Consider the following 18,629-nt stretch of genomic DNA (forward strand, 5'->3'; position numbering starts at 1 on the left):
GATATATTAGAAAAAGTGCGCTTTAGGATGATCGGAATAATTGAAATGTAAATATATATGATGTGTGGAATAAGGGAGAGGAATTTATGATTAATATCAAAAACTTAGTAGTTGGCTTATTTATGTTAGTAAGCGGCTTTGTTGTATATGTAATAAAAGAAAAAGCTCCATTCTAAAACAGACAAACCGTTAATGTCTGTTTTTAATTTGCGGAAAAAAGTTGACAAGTTATTGTATTGGTGTTAGAATTTTAATTCGTGTCTCGGTTACAGCTAGTGTAAAGTAAATATCTCTTATGAATGCAATACGAAAAGTTTGCGAAAGATCGGGTAATTTTATCAACAACTTTTGTGAACAAACCCTATAAATTGTATTTGCAAGCTATATATGTATACTAGTGAATCAAGGAGCGGTCAGTGGAACCGTAATGATGAGAGAGAGGTAGGGCTTTCATCCAGTATATGTTACTTTCCCGTTAGGTGAATATAAAAAAGAGGACTCCTTTTAAAAGGAGTCCTCTTTCATTTTTTAAGTGCGACTTTCAACTTGTTGACAAATTTCATCCGTTGTTAAACCGTGAGCTGTAATGACTGAGCCTTTAATTGATGTATCTGCAATGCCCATCACATTAGAATCTTGCCCGGTTACAACGCAACAATCACACCCTTGTGCATCCTGTTCTGAGTTAAGTGTAACAACTTCATGACCTTGTTGCTGAAGAGCTTGTTGAACGTCTGTTAATGAGTTTTCAACGCCAATTCTAGCCATAATTCTCACCTCCTACCATCTAATTGCTAGTATGCTCAAGTTCACTGCATTTATGAAAAGACGGTAGGAAGTAAATCTTTGTTTAGTCGTTATATACGCCAGTAAGCATTTGACTAACGAATTGATCGTTTAATGTATCTTGGGCAGAAGAAGTATTTGAATGGATGTCGATTGAAGCAATAAAATGATTATGTTCTTGCGTATTTGGTTCTACCTCTACGTAATTATCGAATTTACAAAAACCTTTCGTATCCATTAGATCAAATAATTGCAGCATTTCTACTACCTCTTGTCTCGTTCCTTTAATTTGTACACACGCCATATTTATTTCCTCCTTCATTTTGACAAATTGTTTTTTAAAAATAGGATTATGATTACGAAATGAAAAATATGAATGTTATTTTTAGACAGCGCTATTTTTGTTATTTTCCCTCTTTTTCAGCAAAAGTCGTTATATATTTCCGGATTTATAAAATAGGACGTCCGTTTATTGAATACAATAGATTCGTATCAATTGATGAAAATCCTTCTTTTAAACAAATATTTTTTTAGTGGAAATTGGCGAAAAAAATTTTTTGACTTTTTGTAAACGTTAACAATGTTGTTAAATCAGTATAAGTAAAGAAGTACGTATGATTAAAAATTATAAATTTTCTAAAAATTCACTTGATTTATTTAGAAAGGAGAGTAAACTAGGAAACAATAAAAAATTCATAGAACATAGGAGGCGCTTCTAGTGAATGAGCAATGGATTTTCTTAAATGGAGAATTTGTTCCAAAAGATGAGGCAAAAGTTTCAGTATATGATCATGGCTATTTATATGGTGATGGAGTGTTTGAAGGAATTAGAGTTTATAGCGGTAATGTTTTCCGTTTGAGAGAGCATCTTGTCCGGTTGTATGAATCAGCAAAATCAATCCTTTTAGAAATTCCATATTCATTAGATGAAGTAACAAATATTGTTGTTGAGACGATTCGACAAAATAAATTATCTAATGGATACATTCGCCTTGTTGTATCAAGAGGAGCAGGAAATCTTGGATTGGATCCCGATTCATGTAAGAAGCCGAATGTAGTAGTAATTGCAGAACAATTATCTTTATTCCCACAAGAATATTATGAGAAAGGGATTCCAGTTGTAACAGTTGCAACGCGCCGAAATCGTCCCGATGTTTTATCCCCTCAAGTAAAATCTTTAAATTACTTAAACAATATTTTAGTTCGTATTGAAGCGAAATTAGCTGGAGTACAAGAAGCGCTTATGTTAAATGATCAAGGATATGTAGCTGAAGGATCAGGAGATAACGTGTTTATTGTTAAAGGAAATAAATTAATTACACCACCAAGTTCTGCTGGAGCGTTAGAAGGTATTACACGAAACGCCATTTTAGAAATCGGCGAAAAACTTGGGTATGACGTAAGAGAAGAGTTATTTACAAGACATGATGTATATGTAGCTGATGAAGTGTTTTTAACAGGAACAGCTGCTGAAGTGATTGCTGTTACGACAGTAGATGGTAGAACGATTGGCTTAGGGCAAACAGGTCCACATACGAACCGTTTATTAGAAGAGTTTCGTAAGTTAGTTGTAGAAGATGGAGAGAAAATTTACGAAGAAAATAAAGTTGGATAACAACTTTTTTAACATAAGAAAGCGTTGATAGGGAGGAGTAGTTGATTGTGAAGCCTCACAGAGAGTCGGTGGTTGCTGAAAACCGATGGTTCACGTCGACGAACATCGCCCTTGAGTGCTAAGCTAAAGCATTTGTCTAGGCTTAGACGGTAGCTCCGTTATTAGCTAGATCCATTTATGGATCACTGAGGCAAGAGTATTCTTGCAAAGAAGGGTGGTACCGCGAAATCTTTCGTCCCTTCAGCACATAGCTGGAGTGTGGACGTAGGATTTTTTTATTGTATAAAAGGTTGAAAAAGGGGGCTTATAAGAACAATGTCTTCAAAAACGGAAGAGAAACTGGAAACTGGTGCACAGCTATTGTTAGAAGCGCTAGAAAAGGAAGGCGTAGAAGTGATTTTCGGTTATCCGGGTGGTGCCGTTTTACCTCTCTATGATGCATTGTATGATTGTGAAATTCCGCATATTTTAACAAGGCATGAGCAAGGGGCAATTCACGCTGCTGAAGGGTATGCCAGAATTACAGGGAATCCAGGGGTTGTAATTGCAACGAGTGGACCAGGTGCTACAAATGTAATTACGGGTCTAGCTGATGCGATGATTGATTCATTGCCACTTGTAGTATTTACAGGCCAAGTAGCAACAACGTTAATTGGGAGCGATGCTTTTCAAGAGGCAGATATTATGGGACTTACGATGCCAGTGACAAAACATAACTATCAAGTGCGAAAGGCCTCAGATTTACCTCGAATTATTAAAGAAGCATTTCATATTGCTAAAACAGGAAGACCAGGACCAGTCGTTATTGACCTTCCGAAAGATATGGTAGTCGAGAAAGGTGAGCGATGTAGCAATGTACAAATGGATTTACCAGGATATAACCCTAATTATGAACCGAATCTACTTCAAATAAACAAATTACTCAAAGTAATTGAAACCGCAAAAAAACCGTTAATTTTAGCTGGAGCGGGTATATTGCATGCGAAAGCTTCGAAAGAATTGACAAGTTTTGCTCGTAAATATGAAATCCCTGTTGTGCATACATTACTTGGACTTGGTGGTTTTCCACCAGATGATGAACTATTTCTAGGGATGGGGGGAATGCACGGTTCTTATACAGCCAATATGGCATTATATGAATGCGACTTACTCATTAATATAGGCGCGAGATTTGATGATCGTCTTACTGGAAATTTAGCTTTTTTTGCTAAAGGGGCGACTGTTGCACATATCGATATTGATCCAGCAGAAATCGGGAAAAATGTGCCAACAGAGATTCCTATTGTTGCAAGTGCTAAGCAGGCGTTAGAAGTATTGCTTCAATCAGAAGGAAAGAAAGAAAATCATCATGAATGGCTCTTTTTATTAAAGAATAGAAAAGAAAAATATCCATTCTCTTATAAAAGAAATTCTGAAAGTATTAAACCTCAATATGCGATTGATATGCTATATGAAATTACGAAGGGAGAAGCGATTGTAACAACAGACGTTGGGCAACACCAAATGTGGGCAGCGCAATATTATCCACTGAAAAATCCAGATAAATGGGTAACTTCTGGTGGATTAGGAACGATGGGGTTCGGATTTCCAGCAGCAATCGGTGCGCAAATTGCAAAGCCTGAAGAATTAGTTATTGCAATTGTTGGTGATGCTGGGTTTCAAATGACTCTGCAAGAATTAAGTGTATTAAAAGAACACGCTTTACCCGTTAAAGTATTTATTTTAAATAATGAAGCTTTAGGAATGGTAAGACAATGGCAAGATGAATTTTACAATCAAAGATATTCACATTCTTTATTACCATGCCAACCAGATTTCGTCGCTCTTGCAAATGCATATGGCATAAAAGGTGTTCGTATTGACGATCCACTTCTTGCAAAGAAGCAAATCCAGCATGCGATCGAATTACAAGAGCCAGTCGTAATTGATTGTCGTGTACTTCAATCAGAGAAGGTTATGCCGATGGTTGCGCCAGGAAAAGGTGTTCACCAAATGGAGGGAGTGGAAAAAGGGTGAAGAGAATTGTTACAGCGACAGTTCGAAATCAAAGTGGTGTGTTAAACCGAATTACAGGGGTTATGACACGAAGACATTTTAATATTGAAAGTATTTCAGTAGGTCATACAGAATCATCAGATATATCGCGAATGACGATTGTTGTACACGTTGAAAGTGAACAGCAAGTGGAGCAGTTAATTAAACAACTGCATAAGCAAATTGATGTTCTGAAAGTATCAGATATTACAGAAGAAGCGATGATTGCTAGAGAGCTTGCTCTTATTAAAGTAGCAACTTCTGTAGCGAGGGCAGAATTATATAGTTTAATTGAACCGTTTCGAGCCGCTGTAATAGATGTTGGGAAGGATTCCATAGTTGTGCAAGTAACAGGTACGCAAGATAAAGTAGAAGCGTTAATTGAATTACTTCGTCCATACGGTTTGAAAGAAATTGCTAGAACAGGTGTAACAGCATTTACACGTAGTATGAAAAAACAAGATAAGCAAGTTATGTTAATTCAATAATCATTTAAATATAGGGGGAAATGAAAATGGCAAAAGTTTATTATGAGAAAGATGTAACAGTAAATGTATTAAAGGAAAAGAAAGTAGCAATCATCGGATATGGCTCGCAAGGTCATGCGCATGCGCAAAATTTACGTGATAACGGATTTGATGTAGTAGTAGGTTTAAGAAAAGGTAAGTCTTGGGATAAAGCGAATGAAGATGGGTTTTCTGTATATACAGTAGCAGAAGCTGCGGAAAAAGCTGATGTAGTAATGATTCTATTGCCTGATGAATTACAACCAGAAGTATATGAAGCTGAAATTGCGCCAAATTTACAGGCTGGAAACTCTCTCGTGTTCGCACATGGATTTAATGTTCACTTTGATCAAGTAAAACCACCAGCTAATGTAGATGTATTTCTAGTAGCGCCAAAAGGACCAGGGCATCTCGTACGCCGTACGTTCGCCGAGGGCGGGGCTGTTCCTGCATTATTTGCAGTATATCAAGATGCAACAGGAGTTGCGACTGAAAAAGCACTTTCTTATGCTGACGGAATTGGAGCAACGAGAGCTGGTGTACTAGAAACGACGTTTAAAGAAGAAACAGAAACAGATTTGTTTGGAGAGCAAGCTGTACTTTGCGGCGGAGTGACTGCACTTGTAAAAGCAGGGTTTGAAACGTTAGTTGATGCGGGATATCAGCCTGAACTTGCATATTTTGAATGTTTACATGAATTGAAGCTAATCGTTGACCTTATGTACGAAGGTGGACTTGAAAATATGAGATATTCAGTTTCAGATACAGCGCAGTGGGGAGACTTCGTATCAGGACCACGCGTTGTGACTGAAGATACGAAGAAAGCGATGGGGGCAGTATTAGCAGAAATTCAAGATGGTACATTTGCAAGAGGGTGGATTGCAGAACATAAAGCAGGAAGACCAAATTTCCATGCGACAAATGAGAAAGAGAATAAACATGAAATCGAAGTAGTTGGACGTAAATTACGTGAAATGATGCCTTTCGTACAGCCGCGAGTAAAGGTAGGGGTTAAATAATATGAAGCAGGTTTTGTTCATGGATACAACGCTTCGTGATGGCGAACAATCACCAGGAGTAAATTTAAATGAACAAGAGAAATTACAAATTGCTAGGCAATTAGAGAGGCTTGGTATTCATGTAATGGAAGCTGGATTCGCGGCAGCTTCCGAAGGCGACTTCCAATCGGTAAAACGTATTGCGAATACAATTCAAAATGCTACGGTTATGAGTTTAGCTAGAGCGAAAGAAAGTGACATTCGAAGAGCATATGAAGCTGTGAAAGGCGCTGTATCTCCTCGTCTACACGTATTTCTAGCTACGAGTGATATTCATATGAAATATAAACTTTGTATGTCAAAAGAAGATGTGTTAAATAGTATTCATCGCTCGGTTACGCTCGGAAAATCATTATTTCCGACAGTACAATTTTCTGCAGAAGATGCGACAAGAACATCGAGAGCATTTTTAGCTGAAGCAGTAGAAATTGCGATTCGAGCAGGAGCGAATGTAATTAATATTCCGGATACAGTTGGATATACAAATCCGGAAGAGTATTATTCTCTTTTTAAATACTTACAAGAATCCGTTCCATCATATGAAAAAGCGATTTTTTCTTGTCATTGTCACGATGATCTTGGTATGGCAGTAGCAAATTCGTTAGCTGCGGTTGAAGGGGGAGCATTGCAAGTAGAAGGAACGATTAATGGCATTGGAGAAAGAGCAGGGAATGCAGCGTTAGAAGAAGTTGCGGTAGCTCTTCATATTAGAAAAGATTTTTATAAAGCAGAGCCTTCGATGACTTTAAAAGAAATTAAGGCGACGAGTATATTAGTAAGCAGGTTAACGGGTATGGTTGTACCGAAAAATAAAGCAATCGTTGGAGCGAATGCATTTGCTCATGAATCGGGCATCCACCAAGACGGGGTTTTAAAAGAAGTAACAACTTATGAAATTATCGAACCAGCGCTTATAGGAGAATCTCAAAATCTCTTTGTACTTGGGAAACACTCTGGCCGTCATGCGTTTACAGAAAAAATGAAAGAGCTTGGTTATGAATTTACAAATGAAGAGCGAGATGCGGCATTCGAAGCATTTAAAAAATTGGCTGATCGTAAAAAGGAAATTACTGAAGAAGATTTACGCGCACTTATGCTTGGTGAAGCAGCATTTGCAGCTCAGCAATATAACATTACGCAATTACAAGTGCATTTCGTATCAAATAGTACACAATGCGCAACAGTTGTGTTGAAGGATGAGGAAGGAAATGTATATGAAGATGCAGCCACTGGTTCTGGTAGTATTGAAGCGATATACAATGCGATTCAAAGAATTTTAGGATTAGAATGTGAATTGGCAGATTATCGCATACAATCTATTACACAAGGTCAAGATGCACTTGCTCACGTTCATGTTGAATTAAAAGAAGGTAGTCACCAAATATCAGGTTTCGGAGTTGCGCAAGACGTATTGGAAGCGTCGGCGAGAGCTTATGTCCATGCAGCAGGGAAATTAAAATCTCTTATAGCGCTTGTGAAATAAATAATTGATAGGTGAGAGAAGCTTTCCTCACCTATCAAATTAAAGTTCTGAAAATTCGGTTAAAAGGAGTGTTAAAAATGGAAAAACGTATCGTTTGTTTAGCTGGTGATGGTGTCGGTCCAGAAGTAATGGAGAGTGCGAAGGAAGTATTGCATATGGTAGAAAGGCTATATGGACATCATTTTCATTTGCAAGATGAGTACTTTGGTGGTGTTGCTATCGATTTAACTGGGCAACCATTACCACAGCGAACACTTGCCGCCTGTTTAGCGAGTGATGCGGTTTTACTTGGAGCAGTAGGTGGACCAAGGTGGGATAGTGCGAAAGAAAGGCCTGAGAAAGGATTATTAGCATTAAGAAAAGGACTCGGTGTATTTGCGAATGTTCGCCCTGTAACGGTAGAAAGTGCAACTGCACATTTATCACCATTAAAAAACGCTGATGAAATTGATTTCGTTGTCGTTCGTGAATTAACAGGCGGAATTTATTTTTCTTATCCGAAAGAGCGAACGGAAGAAGTGGCGACAGATACACTTACGTATCATCGCCATGAAATTGAACGTATCGTTTCGTATGCTTTTCAATTAGCAAATAAGCGGAAGAAAAAAGTAACATCTATTGATAAAGCGAATGTTTTAGAGTCTAGTAAATTATGGAGAACTGTGACAGAAGAAGTAGCACTTCGCTACCCAAATGTGGAAGTAGAACACATTTTAGTAGATGCAGCAGCTATGGAATTAATTCGGAATCCAGGAAGATTTGACGTTATTGTAACGGAAAATTTATTTGGTGATATTTTAAGTGATGAGGCTTCAGTATTAGCTGGATCATTAGGAATGCTTCCATCAGCAAGTCACGCTGAAAAGGGACCTTCATTATACGAGCCTATTCACGGATCAGCACCGGATATTGCGGGGAAAAATAAGGCGAATCCAATTGCGATGATGCGTTCTGTTGCAATGATGCTTGGGCAATCGTTCGGATTAACGAGAGAAGGATATGCAATTGAAGAAGCAGTTTCTGCAGTCCTTAAATCAGGGAAATGTACAGCAGATATCGGGGGGACTGAAACGACAACTTCATTTACAAAGGCAGTTATTCAAGAAATGGAAGAGCAAGCGTTAGTAGGGAGAGGGAGATAATGGGAAAAAGGTTACTAGATAAGCTTTGGGAAAGACATGTAGTTGCGACTAATGAAAATGGATTGGATTTATTATATATCGATCTACATCTTGTTCATGAAGTAACGTCACCGCAAGCCTTTGAAGGCTTGCGGCTTACAAATCGAACAGTCCGCAGACCAGATTTAACATTTGCAACGATGGATCATAATATTCCAACGAAAGATGTTTGGAATATTACCGACCGCATTGCGAAGCAGCAACTAGATACACTTCGGCAAAACTGTAAACAATTTCAGGTGCCATTAGCGGATATCGGAGATGAAGAGCAAGGGATCGTTCATGTAATAGGACCAGAACTTGGACTCACACAGCCAGGAAAAACGATTGTTTGTGGTGATAGTCATACAGCAACACACGGTGCTTTTGGCGCACTAGCGTTTGGTATTGGTACGAGTGAAGTGGAACATGTATTGGCAACGCAAACGTTATGGCAACGAAAGCCGAAAGCGATGGGCATTGAGTTAAAAGGGAAGTTACCGCAAGGTGTCTATGCGAAAGATATTATTTTACACCTTCTTTCAAAGTACGGAGTAGCAGTTGGAACAGGTTACGTAATGGAATTTTATGGAGAGGCCATTCATGCTATGGATATGGAAGAGAGGATGACGCTTTGCAATATGGCAATTGAAGGGGGAGCAAAGGCTGGCATTATTGCACCAGATGAAAAAACGTTTGCTTACGTAAAAGGGCGTAAATATGCACCGAAAGACTATGAATCTATTAAGAAAAAATGGTCAGAACTTTATACAGATTTAGATGCAGTTTATGATTTACATATTCTAGTAGATGTTACGGATTTAGCGCCGTACGTTACGTGGGGAACAAATCCTAGTATGGGTGTTCGGATCGATGAGAAATTGCCAGAAAAGCATGATGCAAATGATGAAAGAGCGTTTTCTTATATGGGATTGAGTCCCGGACAAAGTACGTATGACATTCCAGTTCAACATGTTTTCATTGGATCTTGTACAAATTCCAGGCTTTCTGACTTAGAAATTGCTGCATCTGTCGTGAAAGGTAAAAAAGTAAAAGAAGGTGTGCGAGCACTTGTTGTACCTGGATCTCAAAGGGTAAGAGAAGCAGCGATGCATAAAGGATTACATCGCATATTTGAAGAAGCTGGATTTGAATGGAGAGAGCCCGGATGCTCAATGTGTCTAGGTATGAATCCAGATCAAGTGCCTGAAGGAGAACATTGTGCCTCTACGTCCAATCGCAATTTTGAAGGAAGACAAGGAAAGGGAGCACGAACGCATTTAGTTAGCCCGGCAATGGCGGCAGCGGCTGCGTTATATGGTCATTTTGTTGATATTAGAAAGGAGAGTTATGATGGAGCCATTTCGTATTCATAAAGGTACTGCCGCAGTACTGATGAATGATAACATTGATACAGATCAAATTATTCCGAAGCAATATTTAAAGAGAATTGAAAGAACTGGGTTTGGGAAGTTTTTATTTGATGAGTGGCGATATGATAATAATCGCCAAGAAAACCCTAATTTCCCGCTTAATGCACAAGAAAGAAAAGGAGCCAGCATATTAATCACAGGTGATAATTTTGGATGTGGCTCGTCAAGAGAACATGCTCCATGGGCACTTGCTGATTATGGTTTCCGCGTTATTATCGCTGGAGGATTTGCCGATATCTTTTATATGAATTGTATGAAGAATGGCATGTTACCGATTGTAATGGATAAAGATATGCGTGAACAACTTGCTAAAACAGATGCGAGGGAACAAATTACAGTTGATTTAGAAAATGAAATAATGACAACGAATACGCATAGATTCCATTTTACGATCGAGAAAATGTGGAAAGAGAAGTTATTAAATGGTTTAGATGAAATTAGTATTACAATGCAATATGAACAAGAAATAAAAGAGTATGAAAGAAAAGTGGCTTTACATTAAAAAAAATGACGGAATATTAAAAATGTATTTACATTCAAAATTAACTGTTATATACTATGTGAAAATCAGAGGAGAAAGGGAGTAAGTATTATGAATATCGTGCAATCTATTACAATGCTTACACAACTACATCATCATACATGAAACCCTTGAACCTAGCGTGAAAACGTGTAGGTACAAGGGTTATTCCCGTTGTACCTACACTCTACTGAAGAGCCTTGTAGGTATTTTGTCTACAAGGCTCTTTTTATTTTCGGCTTAGGGGAATGAAATAGGCATACATTAGAAGGGGAAAGGTGTGAAAATTTAGATGACAAAATGGAAACGAGCAAACCCGAATGGAACGAGAGATTATTTATTCGAAGAATGTACGTTAATTGAAGAAGTAGAACAAAAATTAAGGCTTACTTTTTTAGAGAGAGGTTATGAGGAAATAAGAACACCTACAATTGAATTTTATGATGTTTTTGCATTTCAAAATAGACCGATAGATGAAGAGAAGATGTATAAATTTTTTGATGAAAAGGGAAGGATTATCGTTTTACGTCCAGATATGACAATTCCTTTAGCGAGAGTTATTGGAACACAGAGATGGGATACGCCACTTAAAGTGACGTATAGCGGGAATGTATTTCGAGCGAATGAATCCCATTCTGGAAAATATAATGAAATCGTACAAAGTGGTATTGAAGTTATCGGGATTGATAATGTAAGAGCTGAAATTGAATGTGTAATAAGTGTCATTCAAGCACTTCAAAAGTTGAAGGTGCAATCTTTTACAATTGAGATTGGGCAAGTACAGTTATATAAATGTATTGTAAAAAAACTCTCCATCCAGGATGAAGAAGAAAGGGTACTTAGAACGTATATAGAAAGTAAAAATTATGCAGCCCTCTCAAATTTTATCGGAGAAAAGAAATTAGATCGATGCGATGAGACAGTAAGATTACTTGAGAAATTGCCAAGGCTATTTGGAAATTTAGAAGTTATTGAGGAAGCAGAAAAGCTTGCTTCAAGTAATGAAATGAAAATGGCAATTGCAAGAGTAAAAGAAATGTATGAAACAATTGAAATGTTAGGATATGGTTCTTACATATCAATTGATTTGGGCATGATTCAACACTTAGATTACTATACGGGTGTTATTTTCAAAGGATATATATATGAAATTGGAGAAGAAATCGTTAGTGGCGGAAGGTACGATGAGCTAATTGGGAATTTTGGAGAAATGCTGCCAGCTGTTGGACTCGCGGTACAAGTAAATCAAATTGTGAAGGCGCTGCAAGAGCAGCAAGAACCATATGAACGAAATCAAATTGATATTGTGATTCATTATGAGTTAAATAGATTAGCGGAAGCAGAAAGGCTACGAAATTTACTTCGAAAGGATGGGAAAAATGCTTGGTTATCTCTATTCTCTAATTTAAGCGATACCTTTCAATTTGCAAGAAAAAATAAAATAGGAACGGTCGTTGAGGCAAAGAATGAATACTTAGTGGAATATGTATGGAATGAGAAATGGGTAGTCCAGAAAGAAGGAGAGGCTTCATGCGTAACATTCAAATTGCGTTAACGAAAGGAAGATTAGAAAAACATGTCATTCCACTTTTTGAGCAGATTGGAATTGATTGTTCCGAGCTCAAAAATAAAGGTCGGAAGCTTGTATTTCAAAGTAAAAATACAAATGTTTCATTTATTTTAGTAAAAGCGATTGATGTTGCTACTTATGTAGAACATGGGGTAGCTGATATTGGCATCGTTGGAAAAGATATTTTAATGGAAAACGAGAAAGATATTTATGAAATGCTGGATTTAGGAGTGGGGATTTGTAAGTTTTGTGTTGCTTCTATTCCTACGTATAATCCGAAGAGTTACCGGAAGAAAAGAATCGCTACGAAATACCCCCATATTACTTCTACTTATTATCATGATAAGGGAGAGGATGTAGAAATTATTAAGATAGAAGGTTCTGTAGAAATCGCTCCTCTTCTTGGATTGGCAGATGCGATTGTAGATATTGTTGAAACAGGAAAAACATTACAAGAGAATGGACTCATTGTATTTGAGGAAATGTACTTTATATCGGCTCGGATGATTGTAAATAAGGCAGCCTTAAAAACTAAAAAAGACGAAATATTCAGCATTATAAATATGATGGAGCAAGAAATCTTATCAAGGAAATAGGAGGATTTAAAATGGAAATCATTTATGAAGAATTTAAGGAGGCATTATCTAAAATAAAAGTGCTAAGAGAAAACGCTAATATAATAGAAGAAACTGTTCAAAGAAGTGTAAGAGAAATCATTAGACATGTAAGGGAAGGGAAAGATGAGGCTTTATCTTTCTATACAAAAAAGTTTGATGGTGTAGAGATGAAAGATTTTCGTGTAAGTGAAGAAGAAATACAGCAAGCGAGTATGTTTGTAGAGAATTCATTTTTAGAAGCTTTAAAAGAGGCGAAGAAAAACGTTGTTTCGTATCACGAAAAGCAAAAGAAGCACTCAATATTCGATTGTGAAAGTAAAGGGATAATTAGAGGGCAACTCATTCGGCCGTTAGAAAATGTAGGTGTATATGTACCGGGTGGGACAGCCTCATATCCTTCTTCAGTATTAATGAATGTATTGCCGGCGAAACTCGCAGGTGTGAAAAAGATTGTAATGGTAACACCGCCGAGGAAAGGAGGAATTGATCCGCATATATTAGCTGCTGCAGATCTTGCGGGAGTAGATGAAATTTATACGATAGGTGGCGCACAAGCAATTGCTGCTTTAGCATACGGGACGGAATCGATTCCGAAAGTGGATAAAATAGTTGGACCGGGAAATTTGTACGTCGCTCTAGCGAAACGAGAAGTATACGGAATAGTAAATATCGATATGATTGCTGGTCCATCAGAAATTGTAGTTGTCGCGGATGAAACAGGTAATGCAAAATATATCGCAGCGGATTTATTATCGCAAGCAGAGCATGATGAGAGAGCAACGGCGATTTGTATTACAACGAATATAGAACTAGCTAAAGAAGTAGAAAAAGAGGTAGAAAGACAGTTAGAAACGTTACCAAGAAGTGAAATTGCACGTGAATCAATAAATAGAAATGGAGCCATCTTTATCGTTCCTTCTTTAGAGGAGGCGCTAAAGTTATCAAATGAAATTGCTCCAGAACATTTAGAGTTACATATAAAAGAACCGATGAATGCTCTAGATTATGTGAAACATGCAGGTTCTATTTTCCTTGGGTCATATGCACCTGAACCGCTCGGGGATTATTTAGCGGGACCGAATCATGTATTACCAACGAGCGGAACGGCAAGATTTTTTTCTCCGTTATCAGTCGATGATTTCGTGAAAAAATCAAGTTTTATTTCTTATACGGAGGAAGCATTAAAAAATGTACAGCATCATATTGTAGAGCTTGCAAATAAAGAAGGGTTACATGCACATGCGAGAGCAATCCAAATAAGGTTTGAGGAGGAACAATAATGCGTCAGTCCAGTCAAGTACGTGAGACGACAGAAACAAAAATTAAATTAAGTTTGCAGCTTGATGAAAGTACAAATGTATCTATTCAAACGAGGGTTGGTTTTTTCGATCATATGCTTACTTTATTTGCTAGACATGGAAGATTTGGATTGCAAGTTGAAGCAGAAGGTGATGTATTTGTCGATGCACATCACACCGTTGAAGATGTTGGAATTGTACTCGGAAATTGCTTGAAAGAAGCATTGCAAAACAAAGAGGGAATTAATCGTTACGGTTCTGCGTATGTACCGATGGATGAATCTTTAGGATTTGTCGCAATTGATATAAGTGGACGCTCATATTGTGTATTTCAAGGGGAATTAACAAATCCGAAGCTTGGGGATTTTGATACAGAATTGACGGAAGAATTTTTTAGAGCAGTTGCACATGCTGCCAATATTACATTACATGCGCGCGTTCTATACGGAAGTAATACGCATCACAAAATTGAAGCATTATTTAAAGCTTTTGGTAGAGCGCTTAGAGAAGCGGTCGAAAAAAATGCCAACATTACTGGTGTAAATTCAACGAAAGGGATGTTGTAATTGATTGCCATTATAGATTATGGAATGGGGAATATTCGCAGTGTAGAGCAAGCATTAAAATATATTGGCGCAGAGTACATTGTAACGAGTAATAAAAAAGAGATATTGAGAAGCGATGGCGTGATTTTACCGGGAGTAGGTGCATTTCCGAAAGCGATGGACGTATTAGAAGAAAGAGATTTAGTGTGTGTACTAAAAGAGGTTTGTGATATAGGAAAACCACTCCTCGGTATATGTTTGGGCATGCAGCTTTTATTTGAACGAAGTGAGGAACTAAAAGATTGTAGCGGGTTAGGTTTACTACCAGGGGAAATTCGTAAGTTAAAAGTTTCGTATAAAATTCCTCATATGGGATGGAATGAATTAAGGAAGGAAAGAGAATTTCCGCTTTGGAATGGATTAGTGGATGGTTCTTTCGTGTATTATGTTCACTCATATTACGCGGATTGTCCAGATGAAATTGTATGCGGAGTAAGTGATTATGGAATGCAAGTACCAGGGTTTGTAGCGAAAGGAAATGTATTTGGTGCACAGTTTCATCCAGAAAAAAGTGGTGAAATTGGCATGCAAATATTAAAAAATTTTCAAGGGGTGGTAGAAGCATGGAAATCTTCCCAGCTATCGATTTAAAAGAAGGACGATGCGTTAGACTTTATCAAGGAGAGTTTAGTAAAGAAACGGTGATGAATGAAGATCCGGTAGCGCAGGCAATCATATTTGAAAAGCTTGGAGCGGAAATACTACACATTGTTGATTTAGACGGTGCAATTGCTGGCGAGTCGTTAAATTTGCCCGTCATTGAAAAAATCTGCAAGGCGGTACGTATTCCTGTGCAAGTGGGAGGAGGAATTCGTTCACTTGTAGCGGTGGAGAAGTTATTGTCAGTAGGTGTAGAAAAAGTGATTTTAGGAACAGCAGCTCTTTATGATAAGTCATTTTTAGAGGAAGCAGTTCGTCTATATAAAGAGAAAATCATTGTTGGAATTGATGCGAAAAATGGTTTCGTAGCAACGAGAGGTTGGCTTGATCTGTCTGAAATTTCTTATATTAGTTTAGCGAAACAAATGGAAAGTTTAGGTGTTCAAACGATTGTGTTTACAGACATTTCGAAAGACGGGACGCTTGCAGGGCCAAATTTTGAACAATTGGCGTTACTTCAAAAAAGTGTGGGCATTCGTCTCATTGCCTCTGGAGGAGTGGCATCTATTCAAGATGTGAAAAAGTTAAATGATATGAATATATATGGTGTCATAATTGGAAAGGCGCTTTACGAGAAAACGATTGATTTAGAAGAAGTGTTACAGGTAACGAAGTTATGTTAGCGAAACGAATTATTCCATGTCTAGATGTGAAAGAAGGGCGAGTCGTAAAGGGTGTAAATTTTATAGGATTACAAGATGTCGGTGATCCGGTTGAAATAGCTGAAGCATATAACGTGGCAGGGGCAGATGAAATCGTATTTTTAGATATTACAGCGACTCATGAAGGAAGAAAAACGATTATAGATGTTGTAGAAAAAACAGCAGCTAAAGTATTTATTCCTCTTACGGTTGGCGGGGGGATTTCAAGTGTGAAAGATATGTACAATTTACTAAGAGCTGGAGCAGACAAAGTTTCAATAAACTCAGCGGCAGTGCGAAACCCGAAGCTAATAGAAGAGGGCGCAGAACACTTTGGATCACAGTGTATTGTCGTGGCAATTGACGCTAGAAAAGTAGCAGAAGATAAATGGAACGTATACGTCAACGGCGGAAGAGTTGACACAGGAATGGATGCCATAGAATGGGCGAATCGTGTTGTTAAACTTGGGGCAGGTGAAATTTTGTTAACGAGTATGGATGCAGATGGAACGAAAAGCGGATATGACCTTCGTTTAACAGAAGAAATTTCAAAAAGTGTTTCTATTCCAGTCATCGCATCAGGGGGCTGTGGTCATACGGATCATATTATAGAAGTTTTTCAAAAGACAACAGTTGATGCAGCGTTAGCGGCATCCATCTTTCATTATGGTGAGGCGACAGTGCATAGTGTAAAGCGAAAATTAAGAGATGCAAATATTGAGGTGCGGTTATGAAACCTAATTTTTCAAAAGGATTAATACCGGCAATTGTCATCGAAGAAGGTACGAAAGACGTTTTAATGCTAGCTTATATGAATGAAGAAGCATATGAAAAAACGTTAGAGACGAAAAGAACATGGTTTTATTCTCGTTCGAGGCAGTCGTTATGGAATAAGGGGGAAACATCAGGGAATGTTCAATATGTGCAATCTTTATATTTAGATTGTGATCAAGATTCAATTGTTGTGAATGTGAAACAAGTAGGACCTGCTTGTCATACGGGAGAGAAGACATGTTTTCACTATCAAATTATATAGGGGGATACATATGGAAAATGCCTTTAAGTTGCTGTATAAAACAATTGAAGAACGAAAGGGAAGCCCACTTCCTGAATCGTATACAAATTATTTATTTTCAAAAGGAGAAGATAAAATTTTAAAGAAGATTGGTGAAGAGTGTGCTGAAGTAATTATCGCATGTAAAAATAATGATAAAGAAGAAGTAGTGAAAGAAATGGTTGATGTATTTTATCACTGTTTCGTTTTATTAGCTGAAAAAAATATTGCATTGGAAGATGTCATGCGAGAGGTGAAAGAACGAAATGGAAAGCTTTCGAGAGTTGGGGATAGAAGGGAAATAGATACATTATAAGGGGGAATGTATATGAAAGTAGATTATCATCTTCACTTAGAAGAAGGACCGTATTCAATAGGATGGCTTGCTAAAATAAATGAAGCGTTGGAATGTTATGAACCGCTTCAAGAAAGACATTCTATTGATTGGCTTATGAAAACACAAGAGCGTTTGCAAAAGCGTGTGAAGGAAGGGCCATTTACAACAGAATGGATAGATCTATATTTAGAAGAAGCTGTACGAAAAGGAATAAAAGAAGTGGGAATTGTTGATCATCTATATCGTTTTCATGAAGCAAAAGGATATTATGAAAAATATGTAGATATTAGTGATTCTAAGCTCGGTCGTATACAGAAAGAATGGTTGGATCAAGTAAGGGTAGTTTCACTGTATGATTTTACAAAGGCAATTGAAGAGGCGAAAGAACGATGGGGGAAAAGAGGTGTCACACTTAAACTTGGAATTGAAGCGGATTATTTTATTGGTTGTGAAGGAGAGTTAAAAGAATTATTAGCGCTAGGAGACTTTGATTATGTAATTGGTTCCGTTCATTTTCTAAATGGCTGGGGATTTGATAATCCAGATACGAAAGAATATTTTGAGGTGCATGACCTACGCGCATTATATGATATGTTTTTTAAAACAGTTGAGAGTGCGATTCGTACCGAGTTATTTGATATTATCGCTCATCTTGATAATATAAAGGTATTTAATTATCGATTGGATGAGAATGAACAGCTTTCTTATTATGAGGAAATCGCCTGTGCGTTAGTAGAAACGAATACGGCAACGGAAATAAATGCAGGATTATACTATCGTTATCCTGTTCGTGAAATGTGCCCAAGTCCACTATATTTACAAGTATTAGCTAAGTATGGTGTTCCAATTACGATTTCTTCGGATGCCCATTACCCAAATGATTTAGGGAATTATGTACAAGAAAATGTACAAACATTACGAGCTCACGGTGTTACTCAGGTTGCAACATTTACGAAGCGAGCAAGAGTAATGAGGTCGCTTGAAGAAGAAGTAACAAATTCAAAATGAAACGCAATTTTTTGATGAAAACGGTCCTTTTTGTTCAAAATAAGAAAGAATGAAAAGGAGGGTAAGAAATGGCGAAACAACAAAATAAACAAAATGTACAAGGTGCACAGCAACAAGCTTATACTTCTGAAACGAATGCTGCATCTCAATCGGTTATTGAGGAGCAAATTAGCGATACGGTTGCAGAAGGAACTATTGATGTGAAGCTCGGAAAAGAATCGCAGGAAAAAGCGTAAGAAAAGGG

At 37.6% G+C, this 18,629-nt stretch carries 22 protein-coding genes and 1 other annotated feature; of the genes, 20 read left to right on the forward strand and 2 right to left on the reverse strand.

Features of this window, described 5'->3' with window-relative positions; translation table 11 throughout:
* The first annotated feature begins 86 nt into the window (after window positions 1–86).
* Window positions 87–176, forward strand: coding sequence for a hypothetical protein (locus DN399_RS06875; RefSeq protein WP_000608227.1), 90 nt, complete (start codon window positions 87–89; stop codon window positions 174–176).
* A gap of 352 nt (window positions 177–528) precedes the next feature.
* On the opposite strand, the gene DN399_RS06880 is transcribed toward DN399_RS06875, so the two are convergent.
* Window positions 529–768, reverse strand: a complete 240-nt coding sequence (locus tag DN399_RS06880; protein ID WP_000101022.1) for a YkuS family protein — start codon at window positions 766–768, stop codon at window positions 529–531.
* Between the two features lie 82 nt (window positions 769–850).
* Complete coding sequence (locus DN399_RS06885; protein WP_000752514.1) at window positions 851–1,090, reverse strand: DUF3911 family protein; 240 nt, start codon at window positions 1,088–1,090, stop codon at window positions 851–853.
* A 414-nt stretch (window positions 1,091–1,504) separates the two neighbouring features.
* On the opposite strand from DN399_RS06885, the gene ilvE reads away from it, so the two are divergent.
* The 19 genes from ilvE (at window position 1,505) to DN399_RS06980 (ending at window position 18,621) form a co-directional block, all read left to right on the forward strand.
* On the forward strand, window positions 1,505–2,401 hold the full coding sequence (gene ilvE, locus DN399_RS06890) for a branched-chain-amino-acid transaminase (protein WP_001005486.1): 897 nt from the start codon (window positions 1,505–1,507) through the stop codon (window positions 2,399–2,401).
* Window positions 2,402–2,416: 15 nt separating this feature from the next.
* Window positions 2,417–2,644, forward strand: a binding site (T-box leader).
* A gap of 72 nt (window positions 2,645–2,716) precedes the next feature.
* Window positions 2,717–4,417, forward strand: a complete 1,701-nt coding sequence (gene ilvB, locus DN399_RS06895) for an acetolactate synthase large subunit (protein ID WP_000095876.1) — start codon at window positions 2,717–2,719, stop codon at window positions 4,415–4,417.
* Window positions 4,414–4,923: an acetolactate synthase small subunit gene (gene ilvN, locus DN399_RS06900; RefSeq protein ID WP_000822952.1), complete on the forward strand. Its 510-nt coding sequence runs from the start codon at window positions 4,414–4,416 to the stop codon at window positions 4,921–4,923. Before ilvB ends, ilvN begins: the two co-directional genes overlap by 4 nt.
* 26 nt (window positions 4,924–4,949) lie before the next feature.
* Window positions 4,950–5,960: a ketol-acid reductoisomerase gene (ilvC, locus tag DN399_RS06905; protein ID WP_001151741.1), complete on the forward strand. Its 1,011-nt coding sequence runs from the start codon at window positions 4,950–4,952 to the stop codon at window positions 5,958–5,960.
* Window position 5,961: 1 nt separating this feature from the next.
* A complete protein-coding gene (leuA, locus tag DN399_RS06910) occupies window positions 5,962–7,482 on the forward strand; it encodes a 2-isopropylmalate synthase (RefSeq protein WP_000815753.1) in 1,521 nt (506 codons plus the stop codon).
* 77 nt (window positions 7,483–7,559) lie between these two features.
* Window positions 7,560–8,624, forward strand: coding sequence for a 3-isopropylmalate dehydrogenase (gene leuB / locus DN399_RS06915; RefSeq protein ID WP_000415384.1), 1,065 nt, complete (start codon window positions 7,560–7,562; stop codon window positions 8,622–8,624).
* Window positions 8,624–10,018, forward strand: a complete 1,395-nt coding sequence (gene leuC / locus DN399_RS06920) for a 3-isopropylmalate dehydratase large subunit (RefSeq protein ID WP_000518111.1) — start codon at window positions 8,624–8,626, stop codon at window positions 10,016–10,018. The genes leuB and leuC overlap by 1 nt, the downstream gene beginning before the upstream one ends.
* Window positions 9,996–10,577: a 3-isopropylmalate dehydratase small subunit gene (gene leuD, locus DN399_RS06925; protein ID WP_000433189.1), complete on the forward strand. Its 582-nt coding sequence runs from the start codon at window positions 9,996–9,998 to the stop codon at window positions 10,575–10,577. Before leuC ends, leuD begins: the two co-directional genes overlap by 23 nt.
* Window positions 10,578–10,887: 310 nt before the next feature.
* Window positions 10,888–12,150 carry an ATP phosphoribosyltransferase regulatory subunit gene (locus tag DN399_RS06930; RefSeq protein WP_000170296.1) on the forward strand — a complete coding sequence of 421 codons (1,263 nt, stop codon included), beginning with the start codon at window positions 10,888–10,890 and terminating at the stop codon, window positions 12,148–12,150.
* Window positions 12,126–12,761, forward strand: coding sequence for an ATP phosphoribosyltransferase (hisG, locus tag DN399_RS06935; RefSeq protein ID WP_001244488.1), 636 nt, complete (start codon window positions 12,126–12,128; stop codon window positions 12,759–12,761). Before DN399_RS06930 ends, hisG begins: the two co-directional genes overlap by 25 nt.
* Window positions 12,762–12,772: 11 nt before the next feature.
* On the forward strand, window positions 12,773–14,062 hold the full coding sequence (hisD, locus tag DN399_RS06940) for a histidinol dehydrogenase (protein ID WP_000402930.1): 1,290 nt from the start codon (window positions 12,773–12,775) through the stop codon (window positions 14,060–14,062).
* Complete coding sequence (gene hisB, locus DN399_RS06945; RefSeq protein WP_001249960.1) at window positions 14,062–14,646, forward strand: imidazoleglycerol-phosphate dehydratase HisB; 585 nt, start codon at window positions 14,062–14,064, stop codon at window positions 14,644–14,646. The genes hisD and hisB overlap by 1 nt, the downstream gene beginning before the upstream one ends.
* Window positions 14,647–15,276 (forward strand): imidazole glycerol phosphate synthase subunit HisH, encoded by a 630-nt coding sequence (hisH, locus tag DN399_RS06950; protein WP_000560361.1) that lies wholly within the window; start codon window positions 14,647–14,649, stop codon window positions 15,274–15,276.
* The gene (gene hisA / locus DN399_RS06955; protein WP_000402296.1) at window positions 15,249–15,968 is read left to right on the forward strand and encodes a 1-(5-phosphoribosyl)-5-[(5-phosphoribosylamino)methylideneamino]imidazole-4-carboxamide isomerase; all 720 of its coding nucleotides are present in this window, start codon (window positions 15,249–15,251) and stop codon (window positions 15,966–15,968) included. Before hisH ends, hisA begins: the two co-directional genes overlap by 28 nt.
* Window positions 15,962–16,720, forward strand: a complete 759-nt coding sequence (gene hisF / locus DN399_RS06960) for an imidazole glycerol phosphate synthase subunit HisF (RefSeq protein ID WP_000880112.1) — start codon at window positions 15,962–15,964, stop codon at window positions 16,718–16,720. Before hisA ends, hisF begins: the two co-directional genes overlap by 7 nt.
* On the forward strand, window positions 16,717–17,022 hold the full coding sequence (gene hisI / locus DN399_RS06965) for a phosphoribosyl-AMP cyclohydrolase (RefSeq protein ID WP_000803955.1): 306 nt from the start codon (window positions 16,717–16,719) through the stop codon (window positions 17,020–17,022). The genes hisF and hisI overlap by 4 nt, the downstream gene beginning before the upstream one ends.
* Window positions 17,023–17,032: 10 nt before the next feature.
* Window positions 17,033–17,356 carry a phosphoribosyl-ATP diphosphatase gene (hisE, locus tag DN399_RS06970; protein ID WP_000426358.1) on the forward strand — a complete coding sequence of 108 codons (324 nt, stop codon included), beginning with the start codon at window positions 17,033–17,035 and terminating at the stop codon, window positions 17,354–17,356.
* A gap of 12 nt (window positions 17,357–17,368) precedes the next feature.
* The gene (locus DN399_RS06975; protein ID WP_000861838.1) at window positions 17,369–18,385 is read left to right on the forward strand and encodes a histidinol phosphate phosphatase domain-containing protein; all 1,017 of its coding nucleotides are present in this window, start codon (window positions 17,369–17,371) and stop codon (window positions 18,383–18,385) included.
* A 68-nt stretch (window positions 18,386–18,453) separates the two neighbouring features.
* Window positions 18,454–18,621, forward strand: a complete 168-nt coding sequence (locus tag DN399_RS06980; protein ID WP_001118878.1) for a YozQ family protein — start codon at window positions 18,454–18,456, stop codon at window positions 18,619–18,621.
* The last annotated feature ends 8 nt before the right edge of the window (window positions 18,622–18,629 follow it).

Source organism: Bacillus sp. AR4-2, from assembly GCF_008274865.1.
GTDB classification, from domain to species: Bacteria; Bacillota; Bacilli; order Bacillales; family Bacillaceae_G; genus Bacillus_A; species Bacillus_A cereus.